Here is a 22043-nt window from a genome sequence, read left to right on the forward strand (position 1 = left end):
TAATTGTTTGCAAGCGAAATAAGAAAGCTATGACCACTCTGACCAAGAATGTATTGTACGCATCTGCATATTGGCATTCATTCCATTAAAACCGGAAAGACAAAGTCTATCTTCAAAATCCTAATCAGAATGAGGAATCTCCAATATGTACAATAGGCTACCTTCTACGACCACGACCACCTGACGGCTTCATCATCTTGTTGGCCATAGCCAAACAACGACGTGCCCACTGACGATTATCCTCGTCATCATCACGTCCCCATTTGACATCACTTCCACCGCCACCGCCGCCATGACCTTCAGCAAATGTGGTAGCTTGGTCTATATAACCAAGAAAGAGCATTGTGGCACATTGCATAACCTCATTTCCCTTTTCCGAGATGGATTGAAGAGTGCTATCATCAAACAGTTGCTGATCGGAAGCGGATAATGCAGGACTTCTCTGCTGATAATCACTGACCATACTCTCAAGCATGGCATCCTTGATGAAACCAGCCACACCTGACTGAGCCTGTCGGGAGTACTCCATGGCACTCTGTCTAAGCTCACCTGTACGCTCCTCCACATAACCCATATCCGCTTTCAACTCTTCGTATTTGCGGTCAGCCTCAGTGAGCTTACCTTGCTTGTCTGCCAGTTTCTCGTCAACTTCATTCACCTCGGTCTGCAATCCTCGAATACGTTTTTCCAACTCAGCCTTGTCACCTTCGCTGTTTGCTATCAGCCGCTGAAGATTAGCTATCTGATCCAACTTGCCGGAACGTTCATTTTCCAGATTACCGACCATTGTGGTAAGGCCTTTGATTCTACGCTCTGCCGTTGACATTTCCGTTCTAATTGCAGAAAGTGCCTTATGTAGATTGGACAATTCCTCCTCCTTAGTGGCACACAATTCCTCCAGATATCGTCTGTATTGCTCTACGGGCATATGGCGTGCTTCTGTCTGTGTGATACTGGTGCCACGTGCCAAACCCCATGGACGATTCACCTCTGCAAAAGCATCATGCAGTTCAGCGGTCTTCTGCTTGTACTCATATTTATCTTTACCGGCGAACATCTTCTTAAAAGCAAACTTGCGGTTTTCAACCGGAAGGATTGTACAATGAAGATGGGGAGTCGTTTCGTCCATGTGTATATAGAAACCAATGATGTTTTCCTCACCGTATCTGTCACATACGAAATCGTACATGTCACGTGTCCAGTGCTCAATTTCGGGCATGCGCCTGAGTGAATAATTCTCGGTATTATTGCCTGGCCCATATACTACTTCTTGTGTACCAAAAGCCATCTCACGCATTCGCTCCTGTGAACCGCTGAGAATAAAATCTACCACCGTTCTGAACTTTGGCTCTTCCAACCCTTCGTTCGGATCTGTAATACCACGCTCAGCCAAAGTCTTTGCCATACGCTTTGGAATGGAGAGACTCTTATCTATCGGCCGTATTATTCCCCCCTTTGCTATCTCGAAGTTCAGCCTTTCTCTGCTCCGGTCATAATTTCCACGAGCCACAGCGCAATCCCAACCCTTCTCAGTCCAGGCACGCTGATGCTCTCTGCTTTGTGCAGCGGTGAAACCTTTCATCACACGAAAATTCACCACCTGTTTTGCTATTCCTGCCATATCTCTGATATGTTTATCGATTATTATTTGCGTGTCTCAGCTTGCTGCTTGTATGGACACTCTCCCGAAGCCGAAAGGCGACCGGGGTATTAAGTTACCCCTCCATTTTTTTCGTGGACATTCGGGCAAGCCCGATGCGCTAAAATGCCAAGCTATACGAGAGCTTAAAATCAAGTCAAACCGTTAGGATGTATCCGGGAGTAATCTGTCAAGACATACAATCTGAGAACCACGCAGTGCTTATTTATGGGTACTCCTATTGGACGTAACACTCTGCTGTTCGTCACCGGTCAAAACAGGAATCTCGTAGACGTTCCGATATTCGGTGAATATCGCTTGAAGGTGAACAGCAAATTGCTCGTTGTCGCAGTAATCAATTACGCTTCTCTTACCTGCCGCCAATTTGGGTATATCCATCATAAGATGCAACATACGTTCCCAGTCTTCATGAAGATGAATTGTGAAGGCTTCGACAAGAAGGTCTCGCATTGACTCTGATGATGTAGTGTTATCTTTCAGAGAGAAGGTAGAATCAATAAGACGTTGGATCAAACGTGTGATGATTGAATCACGAAGGAAGAAAGTATATTCCTTATTTACAAGCGGCATAATCTGATTGCTGAGTTTCACACTTGATGTGATAATCTGTCCACATGTTATGGCTGTCTGATTTATATCGACATTGCCACTAGGCCATGCGGTCACAATAAACGCTGCCATATCCTCAAAGAGCTGTAGTTGCAAATCGGTTGGCTTCTGAGGAGACTCCAATGCAGTCATCCGGCATATAATACATTTTGGTTCTTCCTGACGGACTATCTCTCCATATTCGTCGAGCTTGTCCAGAAAGGCACGCACAGTAGCACGATGCCAGTGCCACACTTCGGCTAGTTCCGTCTTTGTAGTGACGAAGTGGAATTCTGCCAACTCAGGTCTATCACCTTTTGGGATACTGCTAGAAATATACTGTACACTCGCTTTGTTCAGAAGGTCGCAGTAAGCCTCGAACTTTGTGTACCTTTCGTTTCGCCGTTCCTGAAGAAACCCAAACAGGTCTTTACAGACACGGACTTCAGTCGCATCGACTGGAATTCTTTTCATTTTTCTTTTTTCTTTTGATGTGAATACTATGGATGACCAATCCTTTCACACCGTATGGAGGATGCCAGTTGAACGCGGCACAGAAAATGAAACGCTTAGTAGTAATACTCAACTACCGTGTTCGGATGTTCACATAGTTTAATGCCATTCTCATAGTTTACAGAATGGTGCAGAATGTGGTGCGAAGGATAAAACCCTGCCGCCACAAGTATCGTTGCTGTTGTAGCAGCTAGAGTATACAGATGCGGTGTGAACAGAAATAATAATGTAGCAAGAGCCGTGCAATAAGCTACCTTCCGTCTATCGTGCAATATATGCAGAATCTTGTCTGCATACTTGAAGCGAAAGAGTATGATCATCGGAACGGTTGATATCATGATGCCATATTCCGTTGGCATAACCTCGTGTGCGGAATAATGGAACAGAATCAGCACCATCAAAGTCACTAGACTGTACAGTTGGCGGCAATGGTATGAGAAGGTCATCCGAAGGTAGAATTTCTGCATAGCCCTGCTGTTGTTTCGGTACAGAAAGACCGAAACAAACAGAAGCAGAACCGGCAGCATAAAATACATTGTTTTAATTATCATGATTGTCTTACTGCTTTTTACACTTAATAATTTGTGGCTGTAACTCAAGATGTATAATACCGAAGGATGCCATACAAATGATGTTTTCTATATCCGTAGGAAGAAGCATCTCATGCTTGAGTCGTCTTCTGAAATCAGCATTCTCATGACGTAGCTTAATGACAGCCTTGTCTATGTCATATTCGGAGATATGCCACATACGCCCTTTACGATAATGGTATCGTTTACGACAAACATACAGGGTAATCATTCGGCAATATACGGAACGCAGACCATCGGACACTGTCAACAAGTAGCTTCGACGCTGCATGATGTTTCGTGCTTCTATCCATGTACAATGATGATTGATGACTGAGGCCATCTGATAATAGAGGTAATATTTCATTCCCATGGTGTGCGCTAAAAGAAATTTGCCAGTATCTCAGCTTTCTCTCTACGAAACTTGAAATAGCCTGTAGTAGAGTTTAACTTGATGTCGTTGCAGAGGTCACCGTACATGAATTCCGAAGAATCGTAAATGGTGACATGGACAGTACTGATCATCCCCTTACCGTTAGTGGTGGCATTGATTTTATACATGTGCCCGAAGTCAGGATTGGAATAGGCACAACAACTGTGTCCGTATGTAGTATATCCCGAGGATACCTTATGATACAGAGGAATTAGCTCCATCTGCTCCTCGAACATATCCATAATATCATCAAGTGTATGAGATGTCGGCAGATTAAATGTCAAAAGAACATACTCGTCATAGATTTCCGGCTCCTCCATCCACTCTCTGTTGATTAGACTAGGCAACTGCATAGGTGCAAGAGCCATAAAGTTATCCAAAAAGATTTGTAGCATATATGTTTGCTATTACAGTTTCGAGATATACATTTTCAGGAACAAGTTCGGCAGATTATCCGTTACTTCTGCATTCATCTTCAACGATTGAGACAGCTTACTTATAACGCTTGGAACATCTGCGGCAAGCTTCTCAAACTGTTTCTGTTGTTCGGATGAGAGAATTGCCATACCGAAGTCGTCAATAGATATGAATGGCTGAAGTATCATCCAGAAATAAGCGGTTCGTTGTTCATCCTGCCTTATTTTATTTGTACGAATATCCTCAGTGCATGTAATGGCATTTTGAAGCAATCTCCTATTGGAACGAAGAGACATGAAGATAACTGCATCTTCCGTACTGAGCACATCAGAACCGGCACTGTGCATTACTTGTGAACAAATATTCTCAGTGCTGCATGTGATGTCGGTAACGGATACGTTATTCATATCACTTAGGTTACACAGAAAAGAACGGAATAGAATATCTTCAACTTGCAAGTAAGATAGAAACTGCTTTTTTGAATGGATTCCATTAATTTGCGTCTTGTCGAGAAACTCCTTGTAGCTGCGAATCATCTTGTCTTTACCACCTTTGTACAAGGACATGGTGTCCAATGAAGAAAAGAATGAATGTGCTGCTGTTGTCGCTTCTTGAACCTTCTTGTCATCAGCAAAAGCTGATACGCTTATCTTTAATGAAACTATATCCTTATAGGTACGCTTCGATGCCGATGTAAGGCGAATAAACTCGGAACGAATTGAATCGTGAATAACTTTGTATTCTGACGTGGGATAAACATGTGCTTTACGGATTGTGTCTTTGCTCACAAAACTGAAAACGGAATCATCTATTTCTCTCCATTGCTTGATGGAAGTGGTCAGCTCCTTGATGGAAGCTCCCTTTCTACTTTTTAATTCGGATAGATAGCTGCGATATTCAGTGAGTGCTTCATCAGAAGTTTTAAATACATGATTTTTCTTTTCTTCTGAACAGGATGTCACCAATACTATGCCTATCAATAATAGAATTGATGTGGCATAGTGTTTGGCAGCCATACTTTCTCTAAAATATGAAATGGCGGTATTCATACTTCTAAGTTGATTGAAAAGTGGAGCATATTGAAACCTTAAAAGACATTTTATAATTGCGAAAGACATAATTTTTCCTCTTGTTTTTTAATCACGCCGCAAAGTTACACAGAATACCCCGAACGCAAGCCTTTGAGTTTCAAACTTTAGTAATTATTCCATATCATACTTTTAGTGCAAGTACCAAATGATAATTATTAGCAGTTAATAGCACACGAGCATTATTAAAGAAGTCTAAAGTTTATCAGAGTATGATTGCAATTTTGAAAAACACCGTACCTTTGCAGCACAATTATCAAACTAATGGTCAAAGACTATGGCAAAAGTTGGTTACATATTCAAATCTGAGTACTACGACGGATATGATGAAGACATTAAATGGATGGAAGACTATGGCTGCTGTCGTGTTGTTACAGAACTGTCCGAACATGAGAAACAGCGTCCGCAATGGAAGCAACTTATGGAGTGTTTGGATCGTGGCGATGAGATTGTCATTTCCAAATACAGCAATGCGGTACGTGGCTCTCGTGAGTTTGCAATGTTTATTGAACTTTGCAGAGTGAAGGTAGTCCGCATCATATCCATTCATGACAAGATAGATACCAAAGGAATCCTATTCCCGGAAACCACCATCGCTGATGTATTGATCATGGTGGGTTCTCTTCCTGAAGAGACTGCCGCTCTGAGAAAAGAGTCAGCGCATGTTGAACTACTTAAAACCACCGTCAAATTCAATGTTGTATCAAGTGGCAGAAAGAGCAGGGAAGAGGAGAAAATCGAGCGAGAGAAAAATATCGTCAATATGTATACATCCGGTTTCACTATGGATGAAATATGGAAAGCGAGTGGTTTCAACAGTCGCAGTTCAGTATTTCGTATCCTCAACAAATTCGGTGTCAATCTGAACCGCGGCAAATTCAAAGGTCCTCTCGGTAAGCGAAAAGACAAAGATGAAGCGACAGAGATTGAATAGTACATTTCTTCGTTTATGGTCTTGATTAACAGCACTTTTATTCGTTAATCTCAAGATTTATTTGTACCTTTATACATGATTATCAGGTGTTTAACCGTTAAATAAATTGAGTATGGAAGAATTAATAATAGGCGTTATTGTGGTCTTAGGAATAAGAATAGTATTGAAGGGAGTTTTCGGTTTCTTCGGAGCTAATGATTATAGAAGAGACAGGTAGCAATTCATAAAACAAGTTGATATACAATCATGGAAAAAGATTTTATGACACCTCCCAACCATGTAAATTTCATGGCAAAACAACTTTTTGGTTCATGTGGAGAAATAGAGAATATTGCTGTTGCGCATCTACAACCCAATGGGGGTGGTCCCACTATACAACATTCGCATCCCCACAGTCATTTGTTTGTTGTAACTAAAGGAGAAGCTAAAGTTCTTTTAGGTAATGACGTACATATCATACACGAGAATGAATCGTTTTTGATAGAAGGTGGACGTATGCACTCTGTTTGGAATAATGCAGACTCTGAAACAGTAATGGTCGGCATAACAATAAAAGAACAAATTGGTAAATGATGACAATTTCTCAACTCTCCCTATACTTTCTTCTTGCCATCAATGTAATCACATTGATACTCATTGGCGTTGACAAACTCAAGGCCAAGAAACATTGGTGGAGAATACCGGAAGCTACTTTGCTTATCATGGCAGGAATTGGTGGAAGTATCGGAGCTTTAAGTGGTATGTATCTTTTTCACCATAAGACAATGCATAAGAAATTTTACATCGGTGTTCCCACAATATTACTGCTGCAAATAAGTATCACAATATATATACTAACCCATTGGCGAAATTAAACATGCACTTATTTAATTCCGTCAACGAGAAGAATTTAATATTTTTGAGTCTTTAATAAATTAATAACGATTAAAATGAGTATCCCATTAGAAAAAATAGATCTTCCAATTGAATTAATTACTCCTGACTTGGCAAAACAATATCTAAAAAAGAATAGTAGTTGCAATAAAGTATTAGATGAATGCAAAGTAAATTTCATAATCGAAAGAATAATCAGCGGTAAATGGGATTCAAATGGAGATGCGATTTATTTTGATCATGGAGATGTTTTGGTAAATGGACAACATCGCATGCATGCAATTATACGAAGCGGAATCCCATTATACATACGTGTTTTTAGAATGCCTACAGAAGAATAGCATTTTTTATTGGTAAGCTATGATAAGCAGTGGTAATTTGGATTTTCTAAATCCCCCTTCTTGGTAGAAAGAGAGAAAATTACCCAATAAAAACTATTATCAGTATATCAAATAATAAACTCGCTCCAGATTAGATGATAAGGGAGTAATAACGGATGATATTATTTATCTAAAAACACATGAATTAGGTAAAGCAGAGGCTATTAAATAGTTTTGAACAACGTTCAGCATATATAATGAAATAAAGGTTTCCTAATGAGCAACTTTTGTGATAGTACTATTACAGTCAAGCATCAATCCATCAGCAATTCTAAACAGCATAGAGGGAAACCTCATACTACATAAATCGAATTGAAAAAAATCACACCTAAAAATGGCTGCGTCTTATGAATTCTCACAAGCCGATTTAAAATATGTTGAATCACTTGTTATCATAAGTTTATATATCTTATGTGTATTATACATTAGATTCTTTCATAGTCTGTTTCCTCATCAGCAACCATTCCCAAACCTCCTTCATGAAGAGGTAAAGAATATGCTATTGGTGCAACATTACCAGATGATGGATTCAATGAAGGATTGATACGTTCCTTAAGTTTGGTGTTTCTTTTCAGAACGGTCATGTTCTTTATGGCATAGGCTAATGCCTTTGATGTACCTATAAGCACACATATTTTTTTGGCACGGGTGATACCGGTATAGATTAGGTTTCGCTGAAGCATCACGAAATGTGTCATAAGCACAGGCATTACCACAATGGGATACTCAGAACCTTGAGATTTGTGAATGGTATTAGTATATGCCAGTGATAACTCATCCAGTTCTGATACTTCATACTCTACAGGATTCTCATCGAACATGACTGTGAGTGTCCTGTCTTCCATGTTTACATCTACTACGTAGCCAAGGTCTCCATTAAAAACATTCTTGTCGTAGTTATTGCGTATCTGCATCACCCTGTCGCCTTTGCGGAAGGTAAATCCGCCACGGCTAAGTCCGGCTTTGTTAGGATTGAGTGCTTCCTGCAACATAAGGTTCAAGTTGGAAGCCCCGACTATACCACGCTGCATAGGGGTCAGCACCTGAATATTAGAATTTGGCATATTGTAGGCTTTGGGAAGACGGTCACGAACCAACTTCACGATAGTCTCTGCCACAACATTCGGATCTTCCTCTTTCATGAAGAAGAAATCTGTATTCTGTCCATTGCTCAAATCGGGGAAATGACCTTCATTAATGGCGTGCGCACTCATGACTATACGGCTGCTTTGTGCCTGTCGGAATATACGTGTCAATCGTATAACCGGTATCTTCTTGGAATCAATAATATCACGAAGCACATTTCCTGCACCTACAGATGGCAGCTGGTCAATGTCACCAACCATGATAAGACGCATATTCAGCGGGATGGCCTTCATTAGGTTGTTCATCAGAAGAATGTCAATCATGGAGCATTCATCAAGAATTAGCGCATCACCATCCAATGGGTTTTCGTCATTTCGCTTATAACCGTCCATAGGATTATACTCAAGCAATCTATGAATGGTCTTGGCTTCCATTCCAGTTGCTTCACTCATACGTTTGGCCGCACGACCGGTTGGAGCAGCAAGTATGATTGACATCCCGGCAGTCTTTAATGCCGCTATGATACCTTGAGTGGTAGTTGTCTTGCCGGTACCCGGGCCACCTGTGAGAACCATAACCTTGGACTCTACGGCTTGACGAATCGCATCAACCTGCACTTCATCATATTCTATTCCTGTTGATTCAGAAATTGCATCAATATTGAAGACAGGTTTCTTCTTGTCTTCCGCCTCAGTAAGTTCAACCAGCCTTTTGGCCGTTCCACTTTCGGCGTAGAAGAATGGAGGCATGTAGATACTTTCATCTTCCTTGATAAGGTCTTTGGTCTGAATCATATCATCCATAGCCTGCCTGATAGGTTCCTCCTCGGCTTCAAGCAGAGACTTTGCCGTTGTAAGGAGTTGCTCCTCCTCAGCATACACATGGCCTTCATTTGACAACTGTCCAAGGGTAAAAAGGATTCCACTACGACAGCGTCGCAAATCGCTTTTCTCATAGCCCATCTTTGAAGCTATCCCGTCCGCCGTCTTGAACCCGATGCCCCAAATATCATCAGCTAAGCGATATGGATTATCTTTGACCTTATCGATACTCTCCTTACCATACTGCCGATAAATTTTGGCTGCATAAGCCGTACTCACACCATAGCCTTGAAGGAAGATCATCACGTTCTTGATATCTTTCTGCTTCTCCCAACTCTCGGCTATCTTCTCAACCCTTTTCTTTCCTATGCCTACGACTTCATATAAACGATTTATGTCACTTTCGATGACATCGATGGTCTCTGTACCAAACTTCTCAACGATAAGATGGGCGAACTTAGGTCCTATTCCTTTAACCAAGCCGCTTCCTAAATATTTCTCAATGCCATATATAGTGGCAGGCATCACTTCCTCCCATGATTCGGCAACAAACTGGCTGCCATATTTCTTGTCCACTTTCCAATCTCCATCGCATAGCAATACGCTTCCTACAGGAACATCCAGAAGATTTCCTACAAGAGTAACGAGGTCATTGTAACCTTTTACCTTGACCTTCATTATCGAATATCCATTATCTGGATTCTGATATGTGATACGCTCTACTACGCAACGGATTTTTATCATTGTGAGGATAATTTATAAGTATGGCAGCAAAGACCGATGTTCTAATAACACCGGCTATATTCGCATGAAAGTTGTGCCTTATTATTTTTCGTACTTATCCAGGTATTCCTTCATGGCTTCGTTGACCATATCCTTAAGAGACATATCTCTGTCTATAGCCATGTACTTCATACGTGTATGAATGCTTTTGCGAATAACGAAATTGCAATGAACTTCACGTTCTTTTTCTTCTGAGGCAGATTTCTTGTCTTCTTTTGGAGAAGATGATGTAGATGAGATGAGTCCGTTCAACCCGCTCTTCATGCCATTTTTAAGTAAATCGCTTTTTGCCATACCTTTATTATTTTATAGCCAATACTTCTTCCGCTAACGACATGTAGTCTTTAGCTCCATTAGCTTTGTTATTGTATTCAAATATACTTTGACCGTTGATAGGTGCTTCCGCCAAAGCGACATTATCACGAATGACGGTTTGGAAAATCTTGTCACAGAAAGAATCCTTGATAAGGTCAGATACACTTCTGTTCAAAGTCTTACGTTGGTCATACTGAGTGATGACGATACCTGCAATATCCAAATTTGGATTCAAGCGTTCCTGAACAATACTAATCACATTGGTAATCTTAGCCATTCCTCTCATCGCTAAAAACTCCGCTTGAACAGGAATAATCAACTTGTCAGATGCGGTAAGTGCGTTCAGTGTAAGAAGCCCCAGTGAGGGAGGACAGTCAATAATGATATAATCAAACTTGCTTGTCTCGGTATTCTTATGAATGAGCTGTTTTAGAATCATTTCACGTCCAGGTTCATTGATAAGTTCGGACTCTGCCGCTGACAGGTCAAGACAAGAAGGAACCAGAGTCAAACCTGTATTTGTTTCTACAAGAGGTAACGGATATTCACCTTTCATAGCTCCATAGATTGTCTTTTCCTCTTCGATTGATAATCCCAAAGACTCGGTAAGGTTGGCTTGACCGTCAAGGTCGATGACCAATACACGTTTACCTTTTATTTGTAGAGCTGCCGCAAGGTTTACAGCCGTTGTCGTCTTTCCTACGCCACCCTTGTGATTTAAGATTGATATTGTTATTGCCATTATAATATTATTGTTTTTCGTCTCGCTGCAAAGGTACTTAAAACCCTTCCATTTTGACTATTTATAGTTGATAAACATTCATGCTTTCACTTTATTTAGCAAATACATATATACATATTCACTACTAAGCATATAAATGTAATATAGCGAATAAGTATAGTAGTATCTATTGAGATACAACACTTTAAGTATCTATAATATTAACTATCGGGATATTTAAAGACATTGCCTTCATGTATGTGTAGAATGTTCCGCCTTTATGTTCTCCGTTATAATAGGCAATTACACCACATGAGTTATTAACCATATAATCGTTTCTACGAAGTAAACACCCCTTGTAATATTGTTCACTGAGTATAATAATCCGGTCTGCATGTGATAGTAGATAATTATACTTTGCTTTCTGCTTGTCACTCCACTTTTCAGATTGATTACGAAATGGAACGACAGCAGTCAGATGAATGTATGGCAAGCGTGATTTTAAGGAAAGAACCATGTCAGCCACCATCATATCAAAACCTAACGCCATTCCACAGATACAATTGTGAATGCCTCTTTTGTAATGCTCGATGATTGCAGCTTGCAATGACTGTTTCAATTCATTCTGTTTATCCATAGAGATAAAGCGATGTCCTGTAAAGGCTACTGAATGAGCCTTGTCGAATAATATTTTTTCCATTTCCAATTATAGTTTATATGTAGTTTTAGCCAATGCGAAGAAGCCTAAGAACTGCGCACCATATTGTTCAAGCTTATTTGATAGAGCGGCACCACTTGCTCCGGACGTAAGGAGGTCATCAAATAGACAAAACCTTGCCTTATTGAAAAAGTCCTTGTCTATCTCCAGACTTTCCACGTTATCAGCCGCATTCTTTCTTTGCTTACGATGCTTGTGTATTTCCGGACGTTCACTTACCACTCTTACATGGTCATAGGCATTTATAGCCCCACTGAGTTCACATACTCTCTTACTGAAATTCTTATACCTGATTTCGTTCTTCTCTTTTGACGATGCAGGAACACAAACGAACACAATACCGGAAATATCATCCCCATACTTGTTTATTAGTTCGTCAGCCGTTTTCTGTGCGACATATTCGGTATTCTCACCACTTTTGAAACTCCATACGAGCTTTCTTACATTCTCTCCATCCAACCCTACATTTTTAATTCTGCATGGATAGTAAGATGCGAAACAAGTAACGACCTTGCCCCAAAACCTTCTTCTGACTTCATCAACCTTTGCCATAACTTTGAAATATTTAGTTTCAATTCCCTATGTTTAATCAGCTTCTGCTGCAAGGGAAATTTTTCGGCCACGCAAAGGAAGTGCAGCCCATAAAGCAAATATGGAGATGTAAATACGCTCCCATTTCTGGGAGGAAGATTTGCAAACAATGAGGTCTCAAGATTTGCTGTTGGACGGCTGCACTTTATACCTTTGCAGAAAAATGTTCTTGGCGGCAGGATGAATTACAACGTAATTAGTATAAGTGGCAGACTAATCAGGTATAAAGACAATTATAAAAGTATTGGGCGGGTGTAGCGTTTAGCGGAATAGATAGTTCAAACAAAAAGCAATGTGGCAGTAATGCATACACATTGGAAACAAGCGAAGAGCGATACTATCGCCGTGAGCTTTCCAACGTGCATAAATGCAGGCCTTATTGCGTTTGAACTTTTGGCAACATTCTTCGAAAGAATTGAGATGTATATCGCCTAACTATTTCGCCATTAAGCTACAGGTGTGGGACGTGTCTATAAATAAAGGAGTTTATACAATTATAAGAGGAAATGGTTAAGACTTCCATACATAGAAGTCAATCTAAGATGAAGCATTTGGCTATATATAAGCAAGGGGCTTGATGTTATACCTACTTATTTAAAACAGAAATTCCCGACTGCTTTGTTGCAATCGGGAAATATGTGTTTGGGCAATCGATTTTACTAATGAAAATCAGTAACGTCACAAATATCGAGTTTTTGTTTCTGACTTTAACAAGTAAATCAAGTTCATAAATTCTCCAGATAGTTGAGCGTCAAGAAACAATGATATAGACTGTCCCTTCTGAATGATTTTGACATAAACAATAAACTAAACCTATTGGCAGACTTAAATATGCGCTTATTTAATTCCGCCAACGGGTGACAAGTGTGAGGTTAGAGAGTGCAGACGGAATACCCTAATTTTAGAGGCACGAGAAAATTTGTGGAAGGCTGCCGGCAAACCCTCCGACCGAAAACATAAGTGATACTTGACGTTCTTCCTGTTCGTAGTATTTTTGCACGAATAAAACGACTTCTACCAAGATGCTCAAACTGGTAACAAGAATGTTTTTCGCAATCTACTTTGGAAAAACGACACGTCTCTTGCATTTAAAATCATCAATTCAAGCTTAAACTTAGGAGTAAATTAATGCAAATTGATACATATCTAAGGATAATAGTGTATAACACAATTATTTGTATTATATTTGTATGTATTATACAAGAATAAATGTCAAGCATATTAACACTTAGACATGGAAGGATTCGATAAATTGACAGATAAAGAAATTGTTAATGGAATAATTCATAACAATCCAGAAATAATAGAGTACTTTTTCTTTGAGAAGTGCTCTGGTCTTTTACTATACATTGTCGATTCTGTTTTTGGCGGAAAGATTGATAAACGAGAAGTCCTTAATGAGTTGTTTTCGTATTTAGTAACTGACAATTGGAAAAAACTCAGAAGTTTTAATTTTCAAAGTACCCTTTTGACTTGGTTAAGCGTTGTCTCAATACGCTTTTTTATAAAGAAACGAGATTCTCTGATAGAAAACGAATCTTCTGAGGCTCTAATAAAAGAAAGCCGACCGGAGTTCATCTCTCAGTTTTCCTGTATTGATAGGTTGAATTTGGAATTAGCGTTGAACAAAATGCCAAATCCCCGATACCGTAAAGCAATTATTCTCCTTGATATGCAAGACAAAGAATATGAAGAAGTGGCAGTGGAATTAGGGGTAAATGTATCAAATTTGTACAACCTTCATAGGCGGGCTTTAGCACAACTAAAGGTCATTTTAACAAATTAGCGTATGGAAGATAATCTTTTAGCATCTTATTTCGATGAGAAACTTACACCTTTGGAGTCTATAGTGTATAAAGATAGGTTTCAATTGATAAAGAATAGTGAACTTGGCAACATAATGAATGATATAAAGGAAATAAGAACTTGTATAGAAACGGTGAAACCAATAGAAATTCCAGCTTGTCAAGAGTATTTATTAGATCTTCATAAATGGAGAGAACTTAAAGGAAATCCTGATGATAACCCATTAAAAATTGTATGATTGAAAGTCTTATCACATCATCCCTGATTTATAATAATCATCCTGTCAGTGATTTAAACAAAAAACATAAGGAGCAATATCTTCAAGGACTTGGGGACATGTTATCTCATTTGGCAAAACAAAATCAAACAGCAAGATTTTGTTATGATTATATGTGCGAAGCTCTTTTGGGAAATAAATTCCCCGAAGGTTGGGCATGCTCCAATAAAATGAGAAATGCTCGAAAAGCCCAATCATTATGTAGAGAAGGATTAAGTTTTTTCCGTATGAATGAACCATTTTGGTGGGATTTCTATCACATCGCCAATCTTACTGGTATACTCACAAATGATTCTGAGGAAATAATCAAGGAAGCCATAACTCCAGCATCAAAGAAGAAACATTATATCGCATGTGATTTCTTTTTAAATGGTATTATTCCAAACAATACTCAATCAGAGTTTATCAGAAATCAGATAATCGATCAGCAATTCAACTCTCAACCTAAAAAAAGAATTCTTATTGTTGGCACAATGAGTGCCGGAAAGTCGACTATTATCAACACTCTTGTTGGTCATCGAATTGCCAAAGTTAAATCCACGGCATGTACATCGACTTTATGGTATTTATATAATCGTCCCATAGATGATGGAGTGTATTACTCTGATGGAGTTTATATAGAAAAAACGCAAGAAGTAGATTTATCGCAAACTGATAAGCATTTAATCTCTATCAAATTCTCTGGAACTCTTTCCGAAAGTCCACTCGTTCTAATAGATACCCCCGGACTTAATTATGCATACGATGAGACACATCGAATAATTACAGAATCTGCAATCAAGAATGGTACTTATGATTCTATTATTTGTGTAATCAATGCGCCATATATAGAGAATGAAGATGAAGCCTTCATGATAAATAAGGTTTTATCAATACCTAAGAAAAAAAAGATATTTATTTTGAATCAGCTTGATAGATTCGACCCTGAAGACGACTCTATAGAAATGATTATGAAACGATTCAAAGCCTCTCTAAAAAAAAGAGAAACAGATGCATTGGTCGTTCCGATATCAGCAAAGATGGCATGGCTTCTCAAAAAAGAGTGTTTTGAAAGCCTTACTCCTTTAGAGAAGGTGGAGTTAAAACAGTTCAAAGCACAAATGTCTACTACCTTTTTTGATATGGGAATGTATGGTACTGGTGTCTGTTCTGCTGATGAGGATTTCTTTGCTCGTTCCGGTTTGTCTAATTTAGAATCAATAATTGTTAGTCAATGAAACAAATAAAAATAAAATACAATCCCTATCTACTGAGTACAGAAATTCTCATAGATGGTAAAAAGCCCAAAGCCAATAGCAAGTTGAATTTTGGGAAACTTAGGATACAAGAGTGGTCATCTCGTCTGCCCGAAATACTCATTGAAGAATGTAGTGACCGAAACTATGAAATTGAGTTTATTGGCACAGAGACTGATTATAATGATTTGAAGTGTTCAATTGAGTCTTTCGGTCAGATTTCTTGTAACTTACTTCCTAAGTTCCAACAAAGTGTAAGCGATGTTGAAATTGAGGTAGACAAATTGTTTGATGAAATAAAAAAAGGACCAGTTGAACAGCTTCGTGACAAATCAATTTTAAATGCTTTTGAAAAAGCTAAAAATCAAGAATTTGAAATTAACGTAGTTGCCACTATGAGTTCTGGCAAGTCTACATTAATTAATGCCCTTCTTGATAAAAAATTGATGCCTGTTGCAAATATGGCAACTACTGCTACTATTGTTCGCATAATTGATACTGACCAAGATAATTTTGCAGCTATCGCATACGATTCAAAAGGTAACAAACTTAAAGAAGATCCCAACATTGTGTACCGAACCATGCGCGAATGGAATACGGACACCTCTATTTCTGCAATAGACATATATGGAAGAATCCCTTGCGTAGATAGTGTAGGTATGAGACTTGTTCTTGTTGACACTCCGGGACCTAATAACTCTCAGGATGCAAATCACCGTCACATGACGTACAAAATGCTTGAGGACTCGGATAAATCTCTCGTTTTATTCGTAATGAACGGGCGTCAGCTTAATGTTGATGATCAAAAGAACTTTATGGATTACGTATGTGAATGTATGGATAAAGGAGGTAAACAGTCTCGCGAGAGATACATTTTTGCCATTAATCAAATGGACAGTTTCAATCCAGAAGATGAAAATCCGGAAGATGCTTTGAAATCAGCTCGTGAAGTTCTAGAAGACTACCACATTCTCTCCCCTAATCTTTTTCCTGTCTCTGCACTTGCTGCGCTTGAATGCAGAAATAAGCCAGCTATTCCCAAAGTACTTCCTGTTTTTGGTCCCCTTGTTCAGGAATATCCTGAAATGCGATTCGACACATACTATTCCTATAATAATCTTCCTGTGTCTGCTAAACATGATATAGACAGTATGCTTGAGAAACTTTCCCCAGAAGAAGCTGTAGAAATCCACAGCGGTATAGTCTCTATTGAAGCAGCGATTGGCCTTTACATTGACAAATATGCCCGTGCACTGAAAGTAAAAGACCTTGTAGACTCATTTAATAACCGTTTAAATGAACTCCGTACAGTGGCATCCCTGCAAGAAAATATTCGCAAAAACAAAGAACTCAAAGTTAAGCTTGACCAAAAGATTGCAGATATTCAAAATCGTATCGAATCAGGAAAGTCCGCTCAAACATTGTCTCGTCTTATTGACAAAGAAGATCTCTCTAGTAATGTCAAAGACGACATCGATGATTACGTTGATGTAACTAAAACAAAAATAGAAAAGATCATTTTCCGTTTTAACAACAGCGATAAAGTTAAGAAAACGGAAGCCTTGTATAAAATCAAAGATGTTGAAAAAGAAAGCCTAGAAATCCTTAATCAATTAGATTCAAGAATTTCTACTATACTTGAATGTGGTTTTAAGACACTTTATAAGACAATTCTTGATGAATATAAAGGTCATTTGACTGATTTAGGTATTACCGCAAGTAATCAAGAGCTGTTCCTTCATCCTTTGGATTTTGTCGCTGAAGAACTTGATGATCTAAATCGATTGATGGACCAAAATAGCACCACAGTTGATGAAGGGCATAACGAAGAAAGAACTCGTACCGTCCGTGGAAAAAGAAAAACTAACTGGCTTTTTGCCCCATGGACTTGGGGCTCTGAACGGTATGAAACCCGTGAAGAATCTTATACTGTTCACATACCAAACAATATTGAATATGTGAATATGTCTAAAGTCATAGCAGATTATCTAGAGCCTTTACAGGAGCAACTCAGAGATGCAAAATCCGCAGCATATTCTCATGCCCAGTCAGAATCAAATAGGATTAAAAAACATCTTAAAGACTATCTTATTGAGATAGACAATGTGCTCTGCAAAAAGCTTGAAGAACTCAAGCTAAGTACTGAATCCTCCAATAGAACTCAGGCTGAAATAAATCGCCAAGTTTCCAACCTTAAATGGATGGAGGAAATTATTGAACGAGTTAATAAATTAATTTATTTCTAAATTAGTAAGACATGAAAGAACATTTCATAAAAGCAGTTGAAGACGGTAACGTGGGTAAAGTACGCATAGCCCTGTCAAACGAGCTTCTTCTTGATCCTCGTGGAAAAACATTCGCTGAAATGCTGATTTATGCAAAAGAAAAATTACCCAATCTCTTTGAAGAGAATAAAGAAGCTAATTATAATGTTCCTCCAAAGGAAGACTGGAATGAAGCCTTTCTATTTAAGGTTAAGAATGATCTTGACTCAAATTTTTCTGTTGAAAAACTTGCATTTTATCAAGCTGTTATAGAAGTTGTTGGTAAAGAAAAAGCGGAAACGTTGGAAAAGGAAGAACAACAATCTTCATCTAAACCAGCATCTGATACTATGCTAGTAACACGAAAAAAAAGTAAAGTAAAACCTACCTCTATTACAGTAACTACTGGTGGCGCTATTTTGACAGCTGCTGGCATTTGCTTTGGGAAAACACTACTTACGATCTTCGGTGGTACTGTTCTAATTGGAGGTGTTCTTCTAATTCTTAATGATATACGCAAATGAGTACGATTCACGATAAATTCAAGAAACGCCCAAGCGAAACGGTATTCACTCCAACGTCCAATATATCTGAGGATTCAGTTTTCTCTCACGAAAATGTGGCAGAACCGATTTCTATTAATTCTACAAATCCAACGGAAGCTAGTGAATACCCCTCTAAACATGAACTTTATTCGTCAAATGTAGCGGAAATTGAAGAATACCTCAGAACTGCAGGTAATGCTATGGCTATGGTAGACGATGTTGTGCTTAAAGAATATCTAACGCAACTTACAAATCTAAAGGTTCTTCCTTTTTCTGAAAAAGAAATTGGTAAAGGCATTATTCTTTTTAAAATCAAGAAGATGGTATATGAAAAAGATGAATTTGTTACCGAAAAATTCATCAGTGCCATTAGTGCTATGACCTATGCTGATTGTTCTATTTTCTTAATAGTAGATGGTTTTGTAGATCACACTGATTTCTATCTTGGTGTTCGGAACAATGATGAAAAAAAAGGGGATCGTTCTGTCGCCGAAACTTTCCGCTCCTCATTACAGGGGCAATTTCCAGGAATTATGCTGGAGGATTGTTCTATCGTGGAACAAGGTGAGAATTTCTCTGACCAAGAACGTCTTCTTCATAAATTACATAAAGCTACTTCTGTTAGTTCTTGCGTTGGTGTGCCTTCTTTTAAAGACGAAAATGGCACATATAACAACTCAAATTATGTCCAAGGCATTGAGAAATTAGCAATGGCTATGCAGGGACGGAGATATACCTCTATTATCTTGGCGGCTAACCTTACATCGGCAACTATATCTGAAATGAGGACTCAATATGAAACACTCTATACACAACTTTCAGCAGTAGCCACACAGCAATTAACGTATAGTACCAACGAATCATTAGCAAACGCAATCAGCCGAAGTAAAGGCTATAGCAATGGTGTAACTGATACTCATACCGAAGGCTCTTCTCACACTAAGAGCACTAATCATTCCAATTCGACTAATGAAAGTGTTTCGAATAAAAGTACACTTGCTAAAGCGTCAAGTATTATTGGTGGTGCTTTAGCAGCGGCTGGAGGTTTTGCTTTAATAGCAACAGGTATAGGAATCCCAGCCGGATTAGCTTTTGCCGGCGTTGGTGTTGGCTCTGGATTAGCTGCTGCAGGAGCAGCAGGTAAGACCACTACAAAGGGGACCACTGATACATATGGAGATAGTAAAAGTGACTCGACCAATGTAAACGATGCTCATGCTATTTCTCATATTGAGAATTTTAATGAAACAAATGGACGTACCGCAACAATACAGAGTGGAAAGAATTTTACTTTGACACTTCATAATAAGCATGTTGAAGAGTTGCAAAAAAGAATAGATAAGCAACTTGATAGGATTGCAATGTCGGAAAGTACTGGCTTATGGTCAACCTCTGCTTATTTCTTCTCATTTGACAATGATGTTGCATCGGCTGAAACTGGAGCATCAATATTCAAATCCATTATGCAAGGAGAAGAATCAGGAGTAGAATCCTCAGCTGTAAATACATGGTGTGGAGATGACAACTGTGGCAATTCTTATGCACTCCAGCAGTTGGCAAATTCTATTTGCAGTTTTCGTCATCCGCTTTTTGAGTATTCCAAGGATGAAATTAATATAACTTTTCCTGTGGAAAATTCATCTCTTGTCAACAGCAAGGAACTATCGATGATGTTAAGTTTACCTCGCAAATCAGTTCCCGGATTACCAGTAGTAGAACATGTTTCACTTGCTAAAGAAGTTGTAAGACATTATGGCAAAGAGATAAAACGTATTCTTCCGTTAGGAATTATATTTGACCAAGGTATTGAACGAATCAAGAATGAAGTTAATCTTGATGCTAAAAGTTTGACTCAACATATCTTCGTAACAGGTTCAACTGGATGTGGCAAAAGTGAAACCGTTTATAAACTGATTCACGAAGCCAAAAGAGCTGGAGCCAAATTTCTTATTATAGAGCCAGCAAAGGGAGAATATAAAGATGTGTTTGGCAATGTCAACATATTAGGGACAAATCCTATGTTAACTCCACTCTTTCGCATCAATCCTTTCCGCTTTCCAGAAGGTATTCATGTCCTCGAACATATAGACCGACTTACCGAAATATTCAATGTTTGTTGGCCTATGTATGCAGCGATGCCTGCCGTTCTCAAAAAAGCGATACTAAAATCTTACGAAAATTGCGGCTGGGACTTGTATCATTCTACCAACAGGTATTCAGACAATAATGATTTATTCCCGTCATTCGATGACCTTCTTGTTGAACTAGAGAAAGCCATTAATTCATCGGCCTATTCCGAGGAGGTGAAGGGCAACTATATAGGTTCTTTGGTTACCCGAGTTGAATCGTTAACAAATGGTATCAATGGGGAAATTTTCTCAGTCAAAGAACTTTCAGATGCTTTTCTATTTGATGATAATACTATTATTGACTTAAGTCGGATAGGATCGCAGGAAACAAAAGCGCTGATTATGGGTATTCTCATTATGAGGCTAAATGAATACAGAATGGTGTCTGCGAAAGATGCAAACTCTAATCTCAAACATATTACTGTACTTGAAGAAGCCCACAATATCCTCAAAAGGACTTCCACAGAGCAATCTATGGAAGGCTCTAATGTAATGGGAAAATCTGTTGAAATGATAACTAATGCCATCGCTGAAATGCGAACTTACGGTGAAGGTTTCATTATTGTAGATCAATCTCCAACTTCGGTTGATCCTGCAGCGATTAAAAATACCAATACTAAAATTATCATGCGCCTTCCTGATGGTGATGACCGTAGAATTTCCGGTAAAGCTGCTGCTATGAAGGATTATCAGATTGATGAAATAGCTAAACTTCCCACAGGAGTGGCTGTAGTTTATCAAAATGATTGGGTAAGTCCAGTTTTGTGTAAAGTTAAGCAATATGACGGTGAAAGAATAAAGTATGTTCAAAAGGAAGATTCTACTGATTACTTTGATAATGAAAATGCTTTATCACAGGTAATAAACTTTTTAATAAGAGGAAGAGTTCTTGCTTCAGAAAGAATTGAATTGATTGATGATCTCAAGAGTGTTGTGAAGACAATGCGACTTTCTAATCAAATGCGACTTACTCTTATTAATCTCATAAGCGGATACCAGAAGACATCCTCAATTACGCTTTGGAAAGATGAAAAATTTCCAGAACTGGCAAAAATTATCACACAACTTCTCGGTCTTAAGTCTGATGTGGAAAAAGCCGCAGCAGAAGCAAAAGACTTCAATAATCTCAACAACCAGTTAGATGTTCTTATCAAAAGTAAGGTTGATACTACCGAAAGTATAAACTTCAATCTTAGGCAATGTCTTATGGAAGATTGGGGAGAAGGAAACCCAACTCGTCGCCATATTGCTAATGTTTGGGAAAATGAGTTTCGTTCAATTTTAAAAAAGTAATAGT

General features: G+C 38.7%; 21 protein-coding genes. 10 read left to right on the forward strand and 11 right to left on the reverse strand.

The features are described 5' to 3' along the window. Positions 1-157: 157 nt before the first annotated feature. The 6 genes from mobV to HMPREF1212_RS25235 form a co-directional block, all read right to left on the reverse strand. Entirely contained in the window at positions 158-1621 is a 1464-nt protein-coding gene (gene mobV, locus HMPREF1212_RS25210; protein ID WP_046151608.1) for a MobV family relaxase, read from the reverse strand. A 240-nt stretch (positions 1622-1861) separates the two neighbouring features. Further along, entirely contained in the window at positions 1862-2722 is an 861-nt protein-coding gene (locus HMPREF1212_RS25215) for a hypothetical protein (RefSeq protein ID WP_046151609.1), read from the reverse strand. A gap of 95 nt (positions 2723-2817) precedes the next feature. Continuing rightward, positions 2818-3312 carry a hypothetical protein gene (locus HMPREF1212_RS25220; protein ID WP_046151610.1) on the reverse strand — a complete coding sequence of 165 codons (495 nt, stop codon included), beginning with the start codon at positions 3310-3312 and terminating at the stop codon, positions 2818-2820. A 7-nt stretch (positions 3313-3319) separates the two neighbouring features. After that, complete coding sequence (locus HMPREF1212_RS27070) at positions 3320-3697, reverse strand: hypothetical protein (protein WP_157317149.1); 378 nt, start codon at positions 3695-3697, stop codon at positions 3320-3322. Between the two features lie 14 nt (positions 3698-3711). Beyond that, complete coding sequence (locus HMPREF1212_RS25230; protein WP_046151611.1) at positions 3712-4158, reverse strand: hypothetical protein; 447 nt, start codon at positions 4156-4158, stop codon at positions 3712-3714. A gap of 12 nt (positions 4159-4170) precedes the next feature. Then, the gene (locus HMPREF1212_RS25235; protein WP_157317151.1) at positions 4171-5229 is read right to left on the reverse strand and encodes a hypothetical protein; all 1059 of its coding nucleotides are present in this window, start codon (positions 5227-5229) and stop codon (positions 4171-4173) included. A gap of 316 nt (positions 5230-5545) precedes the next feature. Here HMPREF1212_RS25235 and HMPREF1212_RS25240 point away from each other — a divergent pair, with 316 nt between their 5' ends. The 4 genes from HMPREF1212_RS25240 to HMPREF1212_RS25255 all read left to right on the forward strand — a co-directional run bounded on the left by HMPREF1212_RS25240 (position 5546) and on the right by HMPREF1212_RS25255 (position 7416). Beyond that, entirely contained in the window at positions 5546-6202 is a 657-nt protein-coding gene (locus HMPREF1212_RS25240; RefSeq protein ID WP_046151613.1) for a recombinase family protein, read from the forward strand. Positions 6203-6448: 246 nt separating this feature from the next. Next, positions 6449-6775: a cupin domain-containing protein gene (locus HMPREF1212_RS25245; protein ID WP_046151614.1), complete on the forward strand. Its 327-nt coding sequence runs from the start codon at positions 6449-6451 to the stop codon at positions 6773-6775. After that, complete coding sequence (locus tag HMPREF1212_RS25250) at positions 6775-7056, forward strand: DUF1294 domain-containing protein (RefSeq protein ID WP_052725125.1); 282 nt, start codon at positions 6775-6777, stop codon at positions 7054-7056. Before HMPREF1212_RS25245 ends, HMPREF1212_RS25250 begins: the two co-directional genes overlap by 1 nt. Before the next feature lie 75 nt (positions 7057-7131). Continuing rightward, complete coding sequence (locus HMPREF1212_RS25255; RefSeq protein ID WP_046151616.1) at positions 7132-7416, forward strand: hypothetical protein; 285 nt, start codon at positions 7132-7134, stop codon at positions 7414-7416. A 464-nt stretch (positions 7417-7880) separates the two neighbouring features. Here HMPREF1212_RS25255 and HMPREF1212_RS25260 read toward each other — a convergent pair whose 3' ends face one another. The 5 genes from HMPREF1212_RS25260 to HMPREF1212_RS25280 all read right to left on the reverse strand — a co-directional run bounded on the left by HMPREF1212_RS25260 (position 7881) and on the right by HMPREF1212_RS25280 (position 12451). Beyond that, complete coding sequence (locus HMPREF1212_RS25260) at positions 7881-10106, reverse strand: SF1B family DNA helicase RecD2 (RefSeq protein WP_046151617.1); 2226 nt, start codon at positions 10104-10106, stop codon at positions 7881-7883. An 81-nt stretch (positions 10107-10187) separates the two neighbouring features. Next, positions 10188-10439: a hypothetical protein gene (locus HMPREF1212_RS25265; RefSeq protein ID WP_046151618.1), complete on the reverse strand. Its 252-nt coding sequence runs from the start codon at positions 10437-10439 to the stop codon at positions 10188-10190. Positions 10440-10446: 7 nt separating this feature from the next. Continuing rightward, a complete protein-coding gene (locus HMPREF1212_RS25270; protein ID WP_046151619.1) occupies positions 10447-11202 on the reverse strand; it encodes a ParA family protein in 756 nt (251 codons plus the stop codon). Between the two features lie 184 nt (positions 11203-11386). Beyond that, a complete protein-coding gene (locus tag HMPREF1212_RS25275) occupies positions 11387-11881 on the reverse strand; it encodes an SLOG family protein (RefSeq protein ID WP_046151451.1) in 495 nt (164 codons plus the stop codon). A gap of 6 nt (positions 11882-11887) precedes the next feature. Next, complete coding sequence (locus HMPREF1212_RS25280; protein WP_046151321.1) at positions 11888-12451, reverse strand: hypothetical protein; 564 nt, start codon at positions 12449-12451, stop codon at positions 11888-11890. 1273 nt (positions 12452-13724) lie between these two features. Between HMPREF1212_RS25280 and HMPREF1212_RS25285 the strand changes: the two genes are divergently transcribed. Genes HMPREF1212_RS25285 through HMPREF1212_RS25310 form a run of 6 tightly spaced genes read left to right on the forward strand, consistent with a single transcriptional unit; the run spans position 13725 to position 22039 of the window. Next, on the forward strand, positions 13725-14276 hold the full coding sequence (locus HMPREF1212_RS25285; protein WP_046151322.1) for an RNA polymerase sigma factor: 552 nt from the start codon (positions 13725-13727) through the stop codon (positions 14274-14276). A gap of 3 nt (positions 14277-14279) precedes the next feature. After that, positions 14280-14534: a hypothetical protein gene (locus HMPREF1212_RS25290; RefSeq protein ID WP_046151323.1), complete on the forward strand. Its 255-nt coding sequence runs from the start codon at positions 14280-14282 to the stop codon at positions 14532-14534. Then, entirely contained in the window at positions 14531-15790 is a 1260-nt protein-coding gene (locus HMPREF1212_RS25295) for a dynamin family protein (RefSeq protein ID WP_046151324.1), read from the forward strand. Before HMPREF1212_RS25290 ends, HMPREF1212_RS25295 begins: the two co-directional genes overlap by 4 nt. Next, positions 15787-18054, forward strand: coding sequence for a dynamin family protein (locus HMPREF1212_RS25300; RefSeq protein ID WP_046151325.1), 2268 nt, complete (start codon positions 15787-15789; stop codon positions 18052-18054). The genes HMPREF1212_RS25295 and HMPREF1212_RS25300 overlap by 4 nt, the downstream gene beginning before the upstream one ends. Positions 18055-18065: 11 nt before the next feature. Continuing rightward, positions 18066-18596, forward strand: coding sequence for a hypothetical protein (locus tag HMPREF1212_RS25305; RefSeq protein ID WP_046151326.1), 531 nt, complete (start codon positions 18066-18068; stop codon positions 18594-18596). After that, the gene (locus tag HMPREF1212_RS25310) at positions 18593-22039 is read left to right on the forward strand and encodes an ATP-binding protein (protein WP_052725099.1); all 3447 of its coding nucleotides are present in this window, start codon (positions 18593-18595) and stop codon (positions 22037-22039) included. Before HMPREF1212_RS25305 ends, HMPREF1212_RS25310 begins: the two co-directional genes overlap by 4 nt. Positions 22040-22043 lie beyond the last annotated feature (4 nt).

The sequence above is a fragment of the Parabacteroides sp. HGS0025 genome (assembly GCF_000969845.1).
Lineage (GTDB): Bacteria > Bacteroidota > Bacteroidia > Bacteroidales > Tannerellaceae > Parabacteroides > Parabacteroides gordonii.

Excerpts from the sequence above, each read along its gene's own strand:
- HMPREF1212_RS25295 (WP_046151324.1), top strand. The coding sequence starts at position 14,531 with ATGATTGAAAGTCTTATCACATCATCCCTGATTTATAATAATCATCCT.
- mobV (WP_046151608.1), bottom strand. The coding sequence starts at position 1,621 with ATGGCAGGAATAGCAAAACAGGTGGTGAATTTTCGTGTGATGAAAGGT.
- HMPREF1212_RS27070 (WP_157317149.1), bottom strand. The coding sequence starts at position 3,697 with ATGAAATATTACCTCTATTATCAGATGGCCTCAGTCATCAATCATCAT.
- HMPREF1212_RS25265 (WP_046151618.1), bottom strand. The coding sequence starts at position 10,439 with ATGGCAAAAAGCGATTTACTTAAAAATGGCATGAAGAGCGGGTTGAAC.
- HMPREF1212_RS25275 (WP_046151451.1), bottom strand. The coding sequence starts at position 11,881 with ATGGAAAAAATATTATTCGACAAGGCTCATTCAGTAGCCTTTACAGGA.
- HMPREF1212_RS25310 (WP_052725099.1), top strand. The coding sequence starts at position 18,593 with ATGAGTACGATTCACGATAAATTCAAGAAACGCCCAAGCGAAACGGTA.
- HMPREF1212_RS25285 (WP_046151322.1), top strand. The coding sequence starts at position 13,725 with ATGGAAGGATTCGATAAATTGACAGATAAAGAAATTGTTAATGGAATA.
- HMPREF1212_RS25305 (WP_046151326.1), top strand. The coding sequence starts at position 18,066 with ATGAAAGAACATTTCATAAAAGCAGTTGAAGACGGTAACGTGGGTAAA.
- HMPREF1212_RS25300 (WP_046151325.1), top strand. The coding sequence starts at position 15,787 with ATGAAACAAATAAAAATAAAATACAATCCCTATCTACTGAGTACAGAA.
- HMPREF1212_RS25240 (WP_046151613.1), top strand. The coding sequence starts at position 5,546 with ATGGCAAAAGTTGGTTACATATTCAAATCTGAGTACTACGACGGATAT.
- HMPREF1212_RS25215 (WP_046151609.1), bottom strand. The coding sequence starts at position 2,722 with ATGAAAAGAATTCCAGTCGATGCGACTGAAGTCCGTGTCTGTAAAGAC.
- HMPREF1212_RS25290 (WP_046151323.1), top strand. The coding sequence starts at position 14,280 with ATGGAAGATAATCTTTTAGCATCTTATTTCGATGAGAAACTTACACCT.
- HMPREF1212_RS25245 (WP_046151614.1), top strand. The coding sequence starts at position 6,449 with ATGGAAAAAGATTTTATGACACCTCCCAACCATGTAAATTTCATGGCA.
- HMPREF1212_RS25250 (WP_052725125.1), top strand. The coding sequence starts at position 6,775 with ATGACAATTTCTCAACTCTCCCTATACTTTCTTCTTGCCATCAATGTA.
- HMPREF1212_RS25260 (WP_046151617.1), bottom strand. The coding sequence starts at position 10,106 with ATGATAAAAATCCGTTGCGTAGTAGAGCGTATCACATATCAGAATCCA.
- HMPREF1212_RS25255 (WP_046151616.1), top strand. The coding sequence starts at position 7,132 with ATGAGTATCCCATTAGAAAAAATAGATCTTCCAATTGAATTAATTACT.
- HMPREF1212_RS25235 (WP_157317151.1), bottom strand. The coding sequence starts at position 5,229 with ATGAATACCGCCATTTCATATTTTAGAGAAAGTATGGCTGCCAAACAC.
- HMPREF1212_RS25280 (WP_046151321.1), bottom strand. The coding sequence starts at position 12,451 with ATGGCAAAGGTTGATGAAGTCAGAAGAAGGTTTTGGGGCAAGGTCGTT.
- HMPREF1212_RS25270 (WP_046151619.1), bottom strand. The coding sequence starts at position 11,202 with ATGGCAATAACAATATCAATCTTAAATCACAAGGGTGGCGTAGGAAAG.
- HMPREF1212_RS25220 (WP_046151610.1), bottom strand. The coding sequence starts at position 3,312 with ATGATAATTAAAACAATGTATTTTATGCTGCCGGTTCTGCTTCTGTTT.
- HMPREF1212_RS25230 (WP_046151611.1), bottom strand. The coding sequence starts at position 4,158 with ATGCTACAAATCTTTTTGGATAACTTTATGGCTCTTGCACCTATGCAG.